Raw genomic sequence first — 13002 nt, forward strand, 5'->3', positions numbered from 1 at the left:
TTCAACGCTCAACTAAACTCGACGCACAAGGAGGTCCCGACATGCCTGCAGTGACCGTAGAGAACCCGCTGACCCTGCCCCGCGTGGCCGCGCCGGCCGACGCCGTGGCACGTCCCGTGCTCGCCGTCTCGACCGCGCCCAGCGGTTTCGAGGGTGAGGGCTTCCCGGTGCGCCGCGCGTTCGCCGGGATCAACTACCGCCACCTCGACCCGTTCATCATGATGGACCAGATGGGCGAGGTGGAGTACGCGCCGGGCGAGCCGAAGGACTCTACCAGTTGGGTGCGTACATCGGTACACGGTCGCTGAGCTGCGGATACTTCCACCTGAAGGAGAGTCACCATGCCTGCTGTAACTGTCGACAACCCCCTGACGCTCCCGCGCGTGGCCGCCTCGGCTGACGCTGTCGCTCGTCCCGTGCTCACTGTCACGACGGCGCCGAGTGGCTTCGAGGGCGAAGGGTTCCCGGTGCGCCGCGCGTTCGCCGGGATCAACTACCGCCACCTCGACCCGTTCATCATGATGGATCAGATGGGCGAGGTGGAATATCAGCCTGGAGAGCCAAAAGGGACCCCGTGGCATCCGCACCGTGGCTTCGAGACCGTCACGTACATCATCGACGGCGTCTTTGATCACCAGGACTCCAACGGCGGTGGCGGCACCATCACCAACGGCGACACGCAGTGGATGACGGCGGGCGCGGGCCTGCTGCACATCGAGGCTCCGCCGGAGTCGCTGGTCGTGTCCGGCGGTCTCTTCCACGGGCTCCAGCTCTGGGTGAACCTGCCGGCCAAGGACAAGATGATGGCCCCGCGCTACCAGGACATTCGTGGTGGTCAGGTGCAGTTGCTGACGACTCCGGACGGCGGCGCGCTGCTGCGGGTCATCGCCGGTGAGCTGGACGGTCACCAGGGCCCCGGCATCACGCACACCCCGATCACGATGGTTCACGCGACGGTGGCGCCGGGTGCGGAACTCACCCTGCCTTGGCGGGAGGACTTCAACGGCCTGGTGTACGTCATGGCGGGCAAGGGGTCGGTGGGCGCGGAGCGTCGTCCGATCCACCTGGGCCAGACGGCCGTGTTCGGTGCAGGCTCCTCGCTGACTGTTCGCGCGGACGAGCAGCAGGACGGGAACACCCCTGACCTTGAGGTCGTCATCCTCGGCGGTCAGCCGATCCGTGAGCCGATGGCGCACTACGGCCCGTTCGTCATGAACACGCGTGACGAACTTCAGCAGGCCTTCGAGGACTTCCAGAAGGGTCGGCTGGGCACCATCCCCGCCGTGCACGGCATGAGCGAGGGTGGACTGTAGGCCTTCGCAGAGCTGAGCAATTCAGCGTCGCCAACCGCCAAGTCCCGCTCCCCAAGTGCGGGGCGGGGCTTGGCGGTTGGTTCCTGACACGACAGAACCCCATGTTTCCTGCCTACCAGGAAACATGGGGTTCTCTGTTGAATCGGCTACACGTCGGCGCTGCGCGCGAACGCCACAAGTCCAGCGAACCCTTCGGGCGAGAGCATGAGCGCCGGAGCGTTGGGGGTCTTGCTGTCCCGTATCGGGACGACACCGTGAGTCATGGCGTACGACGGTGCCCACTCGATGCAGTTGCCGCCCTGCCCGTCGCTGTACGTGCTCTTGACCCACACATCGCCGCGTGGGGCGGGGGTGTTGCTCATCTGGCGTGCTCCTCCATGATCGAGTGGATCAGGGCCAAGGAACGTGTCTCTGACTCTGCTGCCGCACGTAGCCGCTCATAGGTAGCCGACCAATCCCGCACGGCAGACGGCGAGTCGTTGACGGACCCCTTGCCGGTGGTCTCCGAGTACAAGACCGTCGCCCCGTCGTCTGGCGTAAGCAGGATAAACGGCAGACCGGACGCGGGGGCACCCGCCTCGAAGGCCAGAACCTGAAGCGTGACGTGCGGGCTTTCCGCCATGTGCACAAGGTGCTGTAGCTGTCCGGCCATGGTTCCCGGATTGCCGACGGTCGTGCGCAACACGGCCTCATGGAAGATGACCCACAGGAACGGCGGCTCCGGCCGGTCCAGGACGTCACGGCGGCGGAGACGGAGTTCGACCCGCCCTTTGATCTGGCTTTCAGTCTCGCGAGGATGCGCCGCCCGGAAGACTGCTTGCGCGTACTCGGGCGTCTGTAGCATGCCCATGACGAAACTGGTGCTGTAGTCCTCAATCTTGGTGGCGGCCTTCTCAAGCTCCACGTACGGCACGAACCACTCAGGGTGTCCGTGCTGCGAGATCCTGGTCAGTAGCCGCACGAAGGACCCACTGGTGTTGAAGAAGCGGTCGCACCCCTCCGCGAAGTGGAGTGACGGAAGCGCCTTGCCCTTCTTGGCCTTCGACACGTACGGGGCCTTGTAGCCGGTGGAATCCGCTAGCTCCTGTTGCGTCGCCCCTTTGTGCTCTAACGCTGCGGCTAGCTCTTGCCCGAACCACTCAAGGCCGTTCGCCGGCTCCGGCTCTTCGCTCACCTGTTCAACTCACCAGCCTTTCCACCTGCGTTGGAAACCCCTTCCCTCTGTTGAGCGTACGCGTCTGCACGCCATGGTGTGAGGGAGAAGTCACACACAGCAGCGAGATGCGGAAGGTACGGCAACCGGCCATGACCAGCACCCCAACCACGACCACAGGCACGTCAGATGACGTGGCGGAGCTGGTCGCGCTACAGCGGGAGTTGGGCCCCTGGGCCTTACTCGCCTGGCGTCCGCGCGGTGGCTTCACTGACCCGGACACCGTGGACCTCCGGGCCGTTAAAGCCGGACTGCGGCGGCTGATCGCATGAACGGGAACCCTCCCGTCGGGACCACTGTCACGGACTCTCAGCGCGGAGCCGTCGGCCGCGTCATGGGCCACGTCGGCGGACGCGTCCAGCTTCGCCCCCTTGAGGGTGGCCGAGAGTGGGACGCCGAGACGATGAATCTCGAATATGTGCCGCTGTCCGAAGCCCTGAGTACGGTCGTCTCTGAGGTCAATTCCCGTAGTGCAGGGGGAATTTGAAGTGAGTCGCAGCGTCTTTCGGTACGTGTCCTACACGACTCGTCAGGACCCCACCGTTGAACCCGAGTATTCCGCGTACTGCGTGGCCGGTGACGAAGAAGCCTGCGGGGCCCAATCCGAAAAGCACGACAACCCCACCGACGTTGACGACTGGATGAGAGGGCATATGAAGGAGACCGGGCACATGCATTTCAGGCGCCGGTTCGACGACTTCGCGGAGTTGACCGTTCAGGGTTTTCCGGCCGGTCTTGAACCGGCCCGTGTCGAGAGGGTGAGGGCATGAGGAGAATCCCTTACGCCGCTCAGTGGGTGGGCCTATTAGTGATCATCGCGCTCAGCGGTACGTGCGGCTTCATCGCTGGTGCTGTTCTTGGTATGGCGTAAATGCTGGTATCCCTCTTCACGGAGTGTGGCGCAGCGCTCGCCGTGCCGGAAGGCATGCGTAACGCAGCGCTTGAAATTGCCAGCAATGCAACCACGCGGGACATGGCTCGGGAATACGTGAGTTGTGAACTAGATTCCCACCGTTACGGCGATCACTCTGCCCTACTTCTGGATCTCGAAGCGGGGCAGGCCGACGGAGACGTTTGGGTTACCTGGGATGTGGATGGCAGTGACATCGCAGTCCGGATCCGACCCTATTGCCCTTCTAAGAGCCCGTCGAAAGAAGACGCCTGCTGGCTGTACGACGCACACAGAGGAGGACACACATGGGAGCGCTACGAATAGCCTGATGGACAGCGACGAAATAGAAACACGCGAGTTGTACGACCAAACAGCTATTGCGGCTGAGGAGCTGACCGATCCTGAGTACACAAGAGGGCTTAGGACATTGGCCGCTTGGAAGAGTGGAGCATTACGTCTTGCTCACCTCTGGAAAGGCCTTGACGCGGCGCTCACCGAGGGGGGAGACATACCAATTGAATGGATCATTGGAGACCTTCCCGAAGAAGTTCCAAAACAATGACTCCGCCCCTGTCGGATGCAACTGAATATCCGACCTCAACGGAAATTCAGAATCCCGGCAGGGGCGGGAAAGCCCCGTTCGGCTATCAGAAGACGGCGGTAGCCGAACGGGCCAGAACGGACCGCACCGACATAAGACGGGTGCACTGTCTCAGAAAGAGGTAACGACATAAGTGAACTGCCCTACCTGCGGTGCGTTAGTCAACGACAACCCTGATGGAACGTGGCACTGCGGTGTCTGCGGAGCTAGCGGAGGTTCAAGAAAATGACCTGTGGTAACTGTGGAGCGGCAGCAATCCAGGGGCCCAACGGCTCGTGGATCTGCTCGAATCAATGCGGATGGTCCTCTGGGGTCGCCCCGAGTCCATCGGTAGGCTTTGGGCATGACCACCGAGCGGCCGTCGGAACGCGCGCCTACAGCGGGTGCGCCCCTCAGTAACAACGAGATCACCACAACTGAGTGCCGAGAGTGCGGAGCTGAGGTCTCAGGCCTGAACGGGCGCTACGCCTGTGGTCTGTGCGGGTGGGTCAACCACTGGGCTGAGGGAGACGGTGAGCTTCCCACAGCCCAGGATGACCCCGATTGGCCCGGACACCAGTGAACTCTCCTAATCGCCCCGTCCGTGCGTCGTTCCCCCGTGGCGCATGGGCGGGGTCTCCTCGTCGTTCACGCGAGACGGCCCACTGCCTTGACTGTGCCCACCTCATCTCGCCGGGGCCGGACGAGTAGCGGGTGGCGCGGTGGGAAGCTCATCCGGATAAGTGGTTGACCTACATGGTTCGGTTGTCTGATGCTGGCCACTTATTCGGATGAGTGGCTACCTGGTGATCGATCGGCGGCTGCTCGTCCTCTTCCGAATCGAAGGGGTTTTGATCATGGGGCGTAATGCACTGCGGTCGCTGGCTGTGTCGACTGCGCTCGTGGCCGGTGTCGGCCTAGTGGGTGTCTCGGGTGCGTCGGCGCTGACTCCGGACGTGGAGCGGTCGGGCGTCCAGTCCAGTCAGGTGGCCGCCATCAACGGCGTGAACGACGGGCCGTACAAGACGGCCACGGTGAACGGGTTGCGGGTGCGCACGGGTCCGGGCACGAACCGGATGATCCTCGGCCTGATCTACAGGGGGCAGCGCGTGCGGGCTATTGCGTCGGCGCGTGACCGTCACGGGCAGCGCTGGGACAAGGTCCGGCTCGTGAAGGCCTCGCCGAGCGGTCTCCCTCGTGGCTTCACGGGCTGGGTCACCGAGATGTACCTGTACTGATCGAGTGCCGGGAGGTCTGACCTAGATCGACGGCCCTTCTCCGCTGCGGCGGGGGAGGGCCGTTGCTGTGTGATCACAGCCAGATGATATGGAGATCTAGTGAAGGAAGTGTGTAGAAGGTGTGGTGATTGATTCAGTTCCGTGACCGCACTGCCGGTGGTTGACCCCTCGTGTGACGCGTGAGCATATTCTGTTGATCTATTTGCTCGTGCTAAGAAATGCTCTACCTCTCGTGGCGTGGCGGTCTCTGCTTGGGGTGTGAGTGGCGACGAAGGGGATAGGGGATGGTGTGCGATGGCGAACGGATCGGTTGGGGACTACTGCGAGCCTGAGGACGTCGCCTATGTGCCGGGTATCGACTACGTGGCGGGCTGGCGCATGGCGGCGGAAGCGGCTGATGAGGTGAACGGCGCCCTGGAGGCGATCGGCATCGACGCGGGGGCTGTGCGGGCGGTGCCACATGCGGGGGCGCACGGTGAGCCGGTGGTGTGGCTGAGACCGGAGGATGCCCGGCTGATAGCTCGGGTGTTACGGCGGGAGTGATGACTCATGCTGAGAGATGAGAGGGAAGGGGAGCGGGGATGGCGCGGGATGACTGGAAGACGGCGAAGGGCTCTCGGGTGAGCGTCGAGACTGATCGGCACGGAGAGTTCATCGTGTGCGCGGGATGCAGGCGCCGGATCAAGATCACGGGTGCGGGGCCTGTGATCTTCGCTGTTCGGCAGCACACGCAGAGCTGCACCAGGTGACGCGAAAGCTGCTTGGGCAGGCTGGGCCGGCGCATGGCTAGCGGTCTGTTGAGTACCAGAGCGCAGCGGAAAGTGACTGGTCAACGTGCGTGATGACCTCAATCGCATACGGATCTGGGCCACGACGAAACGGCATCTGCGATTGAGGTTGTCACGCGTGGGCGGGGTCCAGGGGTGTGCTGTAGCACCCCTGGTACCACCGCCCGCAACCACTCTCGTAACGGCGCTGAGCGGCGTTGGCGGCCAGTCCCGTGTGGCGTAGCCATAGAGGCTTCGCCCCTCTGGTCGGGGCTCGGGAAGGCGCATCACTAGCGGTTCCAGATCGGTGTAGACGTGACGGCGGTCATCGCCACTCCAGCGATCATTGCTACGAACCGGGCTGGTACCTGTTTCGCAGTCATGCTGAACCCGCCGATCTTGAGCACGAAGTAGGGCTCTGCCTCCCTCGTCTGGGCTCGCTCTGGCTCCTCCGGTGGGGGCGCCGTTTCCGGCATCGGACTTTCGGCCACGGCAAGCCTCCTGTCGTGGGGCGTATAAGCCTGCCCCTGGACGTGGTTGCAAGCGGATGACGGTTCGTCAATCGCTTGCGGCTCACGGTTGCAGCCCGTCTTGCCCGCGTCAGTACATCTGAGGGAGATCTGAGTGTCACGATCGGATAACTTGAGGAAAGCGTGAGTCAGACGGCTCGGACTATGTGCTAGAGGGCAACGTTGCAGGTCAAGGGTGGGCTGCGTTGCTAACGGACGTTCACTTCGCGCTCTGGCGCAAGCTATCCAATGGAGCAAGTCAGGGTGTGAGCGAGCGGAGTAGACGTTCGTAGTGATGGAGGGCGGGCCCCCGGTGGTGCCGCTCTTGTCCCCGGTGACCGGACAGAGAGACGACAGGAGCCCCTCACGCTGACTGCGCGGGGGGCTTCTCTGCTTGGTCGGGGCGTGTGTGGTGTCGGGCGGTTGCCGACCGGACGGGACCGGCCGAAGGCCGCACGCCCGTCCGGGGCGGCAGGACCGCCCGGCGCGCCGGAGGCGCGCCCTTGAGCAAGTAAAGAGAAGTTACTCCGATGCGGGGCGGCGACGGGCGGGGCGCTTGGCGGCGGAGGCTGGCGCTGGCGTCATGGGATAGGCGAGCTGCCATGTGGCGGCAGGTGCTTACAGCTCTTCGGACGGTTGCGGTCACACTCGGTGCGTCGCTGTGGGGAGCAGCTATGAATCTCGGGCGTTGCACGCACGCGCTGACAGCGCCGTACTGACAAGGTCATCTAGAGCTGTGAGCGGCAAACCTATGGATGCCAGAACCGCTGCCCGCAAGATCGTTGTTCTAGCTCTTGCGAGCTAGGTCCAATTTGGCCAACAACCGTGCCCGTAGAGCTTCAAGGCCGGGGGGGCGCACAGAAAGGTCATCCCGCGCGCGTACGAGCAACGCATTTTTCAGGTTTTCCACCGTTCTGAAGAGACGAAGCTCAGAATTTAGGGAAGCTAGCGCAATCTTAGGGTCAACGAGCCGCGCCCACTCACTTTTCCATGCGGCAGCTAGAACTCTTCGCTGTTCCTCGGTGATGGCGTCTACTGCATCGGCGCGAGCTTGGTTTACAGCGGCGTACTGTTGGCAATGCCATTTAATTTTGTCGAACCTGGATCCTTCTGAAGAAGATCCAGGTGGCGGAAATTTACGCGTCAGCTCTGCATCGACCAGTCCACCTAGGACTTCTTCCTGCAATGGATCAACGACTTTACGAATAGCGTCTTTGACGGCCCCTAGGTCCATATCCTTGCCTACCGATGTCATTACCGCATGAACGAGGTCGGCGCTTAGGAGATGACTTTCGATTGCTCGCTGCTCCCAGATGTGGAGGTTTTCGCGTGAGTCCAAGAGATTCGATCTCGCCTCATCTGTTAGGAGATCTCGGTCCATCAAACACAACCATGGGATTCCAAGTGACAGGTCGGAGAGGGTTTTGTATGTGGCAAGAACTTGATTACTGTTGCCAGCTACGACTGTATGCACTCTTCCCATCTCTACCGGAAAAAGCGCTTGAAGGAATGTCTTGTCCGTCTTCCCCTCCACAGCCAGCAATCCGTCAGCTTGTAGAACTTGAGAGGGGGTTAGGCCGAGCAGGGAAAGGAGTTCCATTTTATCTGGTTGGTCATTAAGGCGAAGAATTTGGTCGCCTGTGCCGGCCGGACGTACTTCGAGCAAGCCTGAAGGGGGGACTGTAGAGATGAGATTCGCGGAATGGCTGACTACAAACACTTGTGCTCTGTCTGCTAGTTCCTTCATTGATTCAAAAAGTGCGGCCTGAAGTGTCGGGTGCAAATGTTGTTCCGGCTCGTCGAGGAGTAGGACACCACCTGATGCTGATACACGTCGGACGAAGTACATGAGGCCGAGGAGGCTTTTTTCTCCGCTGGACAGTTTATCGATGGCATGAGTGATACCTGCGGATACCTCCACATAGATTCCACTGGTACCGGATTCACGATCCATGATGGGACGCAGAATTCGCTTACCCGTAGCATCGTTGAAGGCCTTGCAGATCAGATCATATTCATCTTGAAACGATAGCCCTTGGCGGGCGCCGATGAGCGATTGGTAGTCCAAGGTTGCTAGGTAGCTGGAAATATCTGGCAAGCTAACCATTGCCGAATCCTGAAGAAGGCTCTGAGTTAGGAATTCGCGTCGTTCTTGCAGTACGTTGTCCGCACGAAACATGCCAAGGTCTACTGTAGGAGTAACGCTAGAGGCCAGTGAACGTGTGGCGGGAAGGTAGTCGAGACGAGCGAAGGGGTGTTCTTGTTGAAAGCCTTGATTCCGCAGAATGGAAATGACTTCGTCGGTAGGCAGAGGGTCCGGATGGTGGACCGTTTGGGTGAGCCTGTTCATAGTAATTGAGATGGGGTATGAGTCAGCAGCTCCACGTGCTAGCCCGTGCACTCGCTGAGACCATTCGTTTACAACTTCAAATTCCGATTCTGTGAGATGAATGGACATGGAAATGGTGCAGTCATCCCCGTACGGTCCGACATGTTGAGTTGCGCTATATTGCCCATTCCACAAGGCGGCAATTGCGCTGAGTACTTGGCTTTTTCCAGTACCGTTACGGCCACTGATGACTACAACTGGCTCATCTTCTAGACTATGAAAGGAGGCGTGTGCCAGGCCTTTGAAATTTCTAATGGTCGCACTGGAAATGCGCACAATCACCCTCCGGGTATACCGTACAGCTTCATCAATCTGGCTGGAGGTTACCTCTTTCCCGAGCTGTACCGTTGTCCTTTTCGGAAATTGAGGGTCTCCATGTAATCGCATGGCTGTCGGGTACCTGACATTTGCAGCTTGCTTCAGAGCAGCGCCGCTGTTCGGGTGACCTTCACACGCGCAACACACGAGGACCCGTGACGATGGAGGGAACTGTTCGAAGTCTCGATGCGGGGTTGAGTGAGCGGAGAGAACTACTCCGAGCCGGCCTGGCGACGAATAGCGCGCTTAGCGGCGGGGGCCTTGGTCGGTGTCATGGGATAGGCGAGCTGACACGTGGCGGCCGGCACCTTCAACTCCTCACACAACAGCCGGCGTTCCTGGTCCGCGTCGCTGGTAACCCGGTAGGTGATCAGGAGCGGGCTGGCGTCGCCGATACCCAGCGCGGTCCGCTCGTCCGGGTAGGGGGTGCGGGCGGTGACGTGCTCGGTGAACGTCAGATTCAGTCCTGCGTCGGCAAGCTGCTGGTACAGGTCGCTGATCTCCGCGTCGGGCTGCTCGGCGATCGAGGGCACGTCGGCTGCGGTCGACAAGGGGATCAGGACGCGGTGGGCCATGCGGGCGCCGGTCGCCGGGTCGTGGATCATGCGGTCAACGCTGATGGCGTCTTGGTCCTGCTGGTTCAACAGCAGTGCCGGGGGCCCCTCCAGTGCGGTCCGGCTGACGGCGGGCGGCTCCGTCTCGGCGGTCTCCGGCAGGCGCCAACTCCCCTTTGTGGTGCGCTGGATGGAGCGTTCAACACGGGTCGCGGGCAGGACTCCGCCGGAGGGAAGGACGATGCTGCCCTTTCCCTGCTGCGACTCGACCAGCCCCATACGGCGCAACTCGGCGACGGCAGATCGCGCGGTGTGCTTGCCGATGCCGTACATCTCCACCATCGCGGCCTCGGACGGGAGCAGCTCGCCGGGCTGATAGCGGCCTCGCCTGATGTCTCCGGCCATCCGCTGAGCGACCTGCATGTACATGGAAGGGGCTCGTTCGATGTGCTCTCGGGCTGCTGCCATGTCGGGTGTCCTTGTCGGTCGCCGGTAGGTGGGTCAACGGGTGGCTGGTGCTTGGTCGTCGGGCCGGTTGTCAGTGGTGCGTGGTAGGGGCCCGCCTTGCCACTCATGAGGATAAGTGGTCGTCCGTCTGCCGTACATCGAGCTTGGCTCATTCGGATAAGTGGTTGACCGTATGAGTGTTTGCGAGTGAAAATGATCGCTCCAGTCCACTCGGATGAACGTTCGGGTGGGGTGCGTACTCAGGAGAGAGGTGAACTCCCATGGATAACAAGCCGATCGATGTCGCGCGGCTGGGTGCGATCCGTTGTGTGATCGCTCCGGAACCGCGTACGACGTTGGAAGGTGATCAGCGCCGCGACCGTGAGGGCAACCCGTTGTGGATCACGGGTCTGTCCATCCGGCAGGTGACGGGGCGGCGTACGGACGTCGTCCACGTGGTCACCAGCGGTCAGCCGCAGGGCGTCACGGAGGGCAGTGAAATACAGGTCACGAACCTGTGGGCCAATGAATGGGCCGTCGACGGCCGGACCGGTACGACCTACCGGGCCGATGCAATCATCCCCGTGTCGGCTTCGGGCGGCGGGGCGGCGCCGGCTGCTACTCCGGCCGGTCTGCGTGGCAAGTCGGCGGGCGGTGATTCGTGATGGAGCGCTATTTCTGGCACCTGAGCGGACCGCAGGCTGACGGTCTGGCCTGCGTGGTGTGTGCCGCGAATTTCCTGATGCAGAGGATCACGTCCGTTGCGGTCGGCCGGTCACCTGCGGACGAATCGCAAGTGTTCGCATGCAAAGAACCGTGCGCGGAACGTATCGCCGAAGAGGCGGAGCGCATGGCGCGCGAGATGCGGACGGCGACGGGCACCACCGCCCTGGACATACCCCAGGGTGACGACTCGCCGTTTGGTGTCGACGGCCCCTTCGGCTCCCTGCTGCGGGACCTGCGGACGCTGGCCGGTACCGAAGCACTGCTCACCACCTCGGACGACATACCCACGATTCGCTTCCTGCTGTCCCTGGCGGCCCGTCACGCCGAAGCGGCCATGATGCGCGCCCGGCTCGTGCTGGCGCAGACCCAGGAAGGGGAGGCGGAGTGATGATCGGCTCCGTGATCGCGTGGGTGCTGTTCGCGCTGGTCCTGCTCGGCATCGTGACCCGGAAGTCGTGGGTACCGCGTCTTGAGGCTCGGGGTGTGCTGTCTCGGCGGTGGCCGTGGCGCTGGTGGCTGGCCGGTTATCCGGGTACAGCGCTGCGGGTCCTCACGACTTGGCGGCGGCTGGCCTACCTGAATGGGCTGTCGGTGAGCATGCGGCCGGACCGGCGTGTGATCGGCCGCGATCTGGTGGTGCAGGTGACGGCGCTGCGGCCTCGGCCTCCTCGGCTGGTCTGGCCGGTGCCGACGAAGACCGGGCTGCGGCTGCGGGTGCTGCTGCATCCGGGGCAGACTCCGGCGCCGTACTACCAGGCGGCTCCTGCCATGGAACACGCCTGGCGGGTCTACGGCGTGCGGGTCACCTCGCCTCGCCGGGGGCAGGTCCTCATCCATGTCACGGCCCTCGATCCGCTGACTGGTGAAGTCCCTTCTGCCCGTGGGCCGTTGCCTGTGCTCCTGTCTGCTGACGTGGGCCGCATCGAGGACGGCGAGCCGTGGCTGATCGACCTGAGGCGTATTCCCCACTGGCTGATCACGGGGGCCACGCAGTCCGGCAAGTCGTCCTTGCTGGCCTCGCTGGTGCTCGCGCTGGCGCCCCAGCCGGTCGCGCTGGTCGGGATCGACTGCAAGGGCGGCATGGAACTGGGCCTGTTCGGCGGGCGCCTGTCCGCGCTGGCGATCGACCGTACACAGGCGCTCGGCCTGTTGTCCGGTGTGGTCGACGAGATCCAGGAACGCATGCGGGTGTGCCGGGCGGCAGGCAAGCGGTCCATCTGGGAACTGCCCGCCTACGACCGGCCGGTGCCCCTGGTCGTCATCGTCGATGAGCTGGCAGAGCTGTATCTCTCGGACGGCTCGCGGGAGTCGCGCGACGAGGCGGAGCAGTGCGGAACGCTCCTGCTGCGCGTCGCCCAGCTCGGCGCGGCGCTCGGCGTCCACCTGGTGGTGGCTGGCCAGCGGGTCGGCTCCGATATCGGCCCCCGCGTGACCGCGCTGCGCGCACAGCTCGGCGGACGCGTTGCCCACCGGGCACATGACGAAGCGTCAGCAGAGATGACCCTCGGGGATATCAACCCGGACGCCGTGGTCACCGCGCAGAACATCACGGAGGACGAACAGGGCGTTGCCGTGGTCGCCATGGCCGGCCGGTGGATGCGCGCTCGGTCCCGACTGGTCACCCCTGCCGATACGGCCGAGATCACCCGAACCGACCCCCCAGTGAATCCGTTCCTTACTCAACCCGACTCCGCGACATCCCAGAAAGGAGAGGCAGCGTCATGAATCAGACAGACATGTGGGTCGTCGACTCGTTCCTGTTCCTGTACGTCGTCATGGTCGCCCGGTCACGGGAAATCCGCTGGTACCAAGCAACCCTTATCTCAATGTTCGGATTCCTGCTGGCCGGAACCCCGTTCGCATATCCCGTGTGGTTCATGGTGCAGGAAATCGGCGGAATCTTCTTCAGCTGATGCAAGGGAACAACCGCTGAGGCTGCAAGAGGAAATCTCTCAATTATATAAACTGCACTCTTTCAGCTAAGTGAAGCAAAGTCGAATTTATAGCCAAGCAGAGACAAGCCAGGAGTTGATTTATGAACGCCGCGCCTATCTTT

General features: G+C 62.5%; 15 protein-coding genes. 11 read left to right on the plus strand and 4 right to left on the minus strand.

Annotation, left to right across the window (positions count from 1 at the left end):
* Nucleotides 1–41 precede the first annotated feature (41 nt).
* Both OG223_RS27520 and OG223_RS27525 read left to right on the plus strand, forming a co-directional pair.
* Complete coding sequence (locus OG223_RS27520; RefSeq protein WP_406124258.1) at nt 42–308, plus strand: hypothetical protein; 267 nt, start codon at nt 42–44, stop codon at nt 306–308.
* A 33-nt stretch (nt 309–341) separates the two neighbouring features.
* The gene (locus tag OG223_RS27525) at nt 342–1313 is read left to right on the plus strand and encodes a pirin family protein (protein WP_329253990.1); all 972 of its coding nucleotides are present in this window, start codon (nt 342–344) and stop codon (nt 1311–1313) included.
* Nucleotides 1314–1459: 146 nt separating this feature from the next.
* Here the strand turns inward: OG223_RS27525 and OG223_RS27530 are convergent, their stop codons facing one another.
* The gene (locus tag OG223_RS27530) at nt 1460–1675 is read right to left on the minus strand and encodes a DUF397 domain-containing protein (protein WP_329253993.1); all 216 of its coding nucleotides are present in this window, start codon (nt 1673–1675) and stop codon (nt 1460–1462) included.
* Nucleotides 1672–2487, minus strand: a complete 816-nt coding sequence (locus tag OG223_RS27535) for a helix-turn-helix domain-containing protein (RefSeq protein ID WP_329253996.1) — start codon at nt 2485–2487, stop codon at nt 1672–1674. Before OG223_RS27535 ends, OG223_RS27530 begins: the two co-directional genes overlap by 4 nt.
* Before the next feature lie 131 nt (nt 2488–2618).
* On the opposite strand from OG223_RS27535, the gene OG223_RS27540 reads away from it, so the two are divergent.
* The 5 genes from OG223_RS27540 (at nt 2619) to OG223_RS27560 (ending at nt 5779) form a co-directional block, all read left to right on the plus strand.
* Entirely contained in the window at nt 2619–2798 is a 180-nt protein-coding gene (locus OG223_RS27540; protein WP_329253999.1) for a hypothetical protein, read from the plus strand.
* 216 nt (nt 2799–3014) lie between these two features.
* Nucleotides 3015–3296 (plus strand): DUF7848 domain-containing protein, encoded by a 282-nt coding sequence (locus OG223_RS27545; RefSeq protein WP_443073747.1) that lies wholly within the window; start codon nt 3015–3017, stop codon nt 3294–3296.
* A 450-nt stretch (nt 3297–3746) separates the two neighbouring features.
* The gene (locus OG223_RS27550; protein WP_329254005.1) at nt 3747–3980 is read left to right on the plus strand and encodes a hypothetical protein; all 234 of its coding nucleotides are present in this window, start codon (nt 3747–3749) and stop codon (nt 3978–3980) included.
* Between the two features lie 809 nt (nt 3981–4789).
* The gene (locus OG223_RS27555) at nt 4790–5236 is read left to right on the plus strand and encodes an SH3 domain-containing protein (RefSeq protein WP_329254008.1); all 447 of its coding nucleotides are present in this window, start codon (nt 4790–4792) and stop codon (nt 5234–5236) included.
* 294 nt (nt 5237–5530) lie between these two features.
* Nucleotides 5531–5779, plus strand: coding sequence for a hypothetical protein (locus OG223_RS27560; protein WP_329254011.1), 249 nt, complete (start codon nt 5531–5533; stop codon nt 5777–5779).
* A gap of 1520 nt (nt 5780–7299) precedes the next feature.
* On the opposite strand, the gene OG223_RS27565 is transcribed toward OG223_RS27560, so the two are convergent.
* Together OG223_RS27565 and OG223_RS27570 are read right to left on the minus strand one after the other, a co-directional pair.
* On the minus strand, nt 7300–9183 hold the full coding sequence (locus OG223_RS27565; RefSeq protein ID WP_329254014.1) for an ATP-dependent nuclease: 1884 nt from the start codon (nt 9181–9183) through the stop codon (nt 7300–7302).
* Nucleotides 9184–9431: 248 nt separating this feature from the next.
* On the minus strand, nt 9432–10241 hold the full coding sequence (locus OG223_RS27570) for a GntR family transcriptional regulator (RefSeq protein WP_329254016.1): 810 nt from the start codon (nt 10239–10241) through the stop codon (nt 9432–9434).
* A gap of 260 nt (nt 10242–10501) precedes the next feature.
* On the opposite strand from OG223_RS27570, the gene OG223_RS27575 reads away from it, so the two are divergent.
* From OG223_RS27575 to OG223_RS27590, 4 genes are read left to right on the plus strand one after another with little or no spacing between them, the layout of a single operon-like run.
* Complete coding sequence (locus OG223_RS27575; RefSeq protein ID WP_329254019.1) at nt 10502–10885, plus strand: hypothetical protein; 384 nt, start codon at nt 10502–10504, stop codon at nt 10883–10885.
* On the plus strand, nt 10885–11334 hold the full coding sequence (locus OG223_RS27580) for a hypothetical protein (protein ID WP_329254022.1): 450 nt from the start codon (nt 10885–10887) through the stop codon (nt 11332–11334). The genes OG223_RS27575 and OG223_RS27580 overlap by 1 nt, the downstream gene beginning before the upstream one ends.
* The gene (locus OG223_RS27585; RefSeq protein ID WP_329254025.1) at nt 11334–12671 is read left to right on the plus strand and encodes an FtsK/SpoIIIE domain-containing protein; all 1338 of its coding nucleotides are present in this window, start codon (nt 11334–11336) and stop codon (nt 12669–12671) included. The genes OG223_RS27580 and OG223_RS27585 overlap by 1 nt, the downstream gene beginning before the upstream one ends.
* Entirely contained in the window at nt 12668–12859 is a 192-nt protein-coding gene (locus OG223_RS27590; protein ID WP_329254028.1) for a hypothetical protein, read from the plus strand. The genes OG223_RS27585 and OG223_RS27590 overlap by 4 nt, the downstream gene beginning before the upstream one ends.
* Nucleotides 12860–13002: the final 143 nt, after the last annotated feature.

This window comes from Streptomyces sp. NBC_01478, from assembly GCF_036227225.1.
GTDB lineage: Bacteria > Actinomycetota > Actinomycetes > Streptomycetales > Streptomycetaceae > Streptomyces.

What these genes read in the sequence shown, in the direction of transcription:
- OG223_RS27525 (WP_329253990.1), top strand. Translation starts at nt 342, where the DNA reads ATGCCTGCTGTAACTGTCGACAACCCCCTGACGCTCCCGCGCGTGGCC.
- OG223_RS27520 (WP_406124258.1), top strand. Translation starts at nt 42, where the DNA reads ATGCCTGCAGTGACCGTAGAGAACCCGCTGACCCTGCCCCGCGTGGCC.
- OG223_RS27570 (WP_329254016.1), bottom strand. Translation starts at nt 10,241, where the DNA reads ATGGCAGCAGCCCGAGAGCACATCGAACGAGCCCCTTCCATGTACATG.
- OG223_RS27590 (WP_329254028.1), top strand. Translation starts at nt 12,668, where the DNA reads ATGAATCAGACAGACATGTGGGTCGTCGACTCGTTCCTGTTCCTGTAC.
- OG223_RS27580 (WP_329254022.1), top strand. Translation starts at nt 10,885, where the DNA reads ATGGAGCGCTATTTCTGGCACCTGAGCGGACCGCAGGCTGACGGTCTG.
- OG223_RS27555 (WP_329254008.1), top strand. Translation starts at nt 4,790, where the DNA reads ATGAGTGGCTACCTGGTGATCGATCGGCGGCTGCTCGTCCTCTTCCGA.
- OG223_RS27530 (WP_329253993.1), bottom strand. Translation starts at nt 1,675, where the DNA reads ATGAGCAACACCCCCGCCCCACGCGGCGATGTGTGGGTCAAGAGCACG.
- OG223_RS27550 (WP_329254005.1), top strand. Translation starts at nt 3,747, where the DNA reads ATGGACAGCGACGAAATAGAAACACGCGAGTTGTACGACCAAACAGCT.
- OG223_RS27540 (WP_329253999.1), top strand. Translation starts at nt 2,619, where the DNA reads ATGACCAGCACCCCAACCACGACCACAGGCACGTCAGATGACGTGGCG.
- OG223_RS27560 (WP_329254011.1), top strand. Translation starts at nt 5,531, where the DNA reads ATGGCGAACGGATCGGTTGGGGACTACTGCGAGCCTGAGGACGTCGCC.
- OG223_RS27575 (WP_329254019.1), top strand. Translation starts at nt 10,502, where the DNA reads ATGGATAACAAGCCGATCGATGTCGCGCGGCTGGGTGCGATCCGTTGT.
- OG223_RS27585 (WP_329254025.1), top strand. Translation starts at nt 11,334, where the DNA reads ATGATCGGCTCCGTGATCGCGTGGGTGCTGTTCGCGCTGGTCCTGCTC.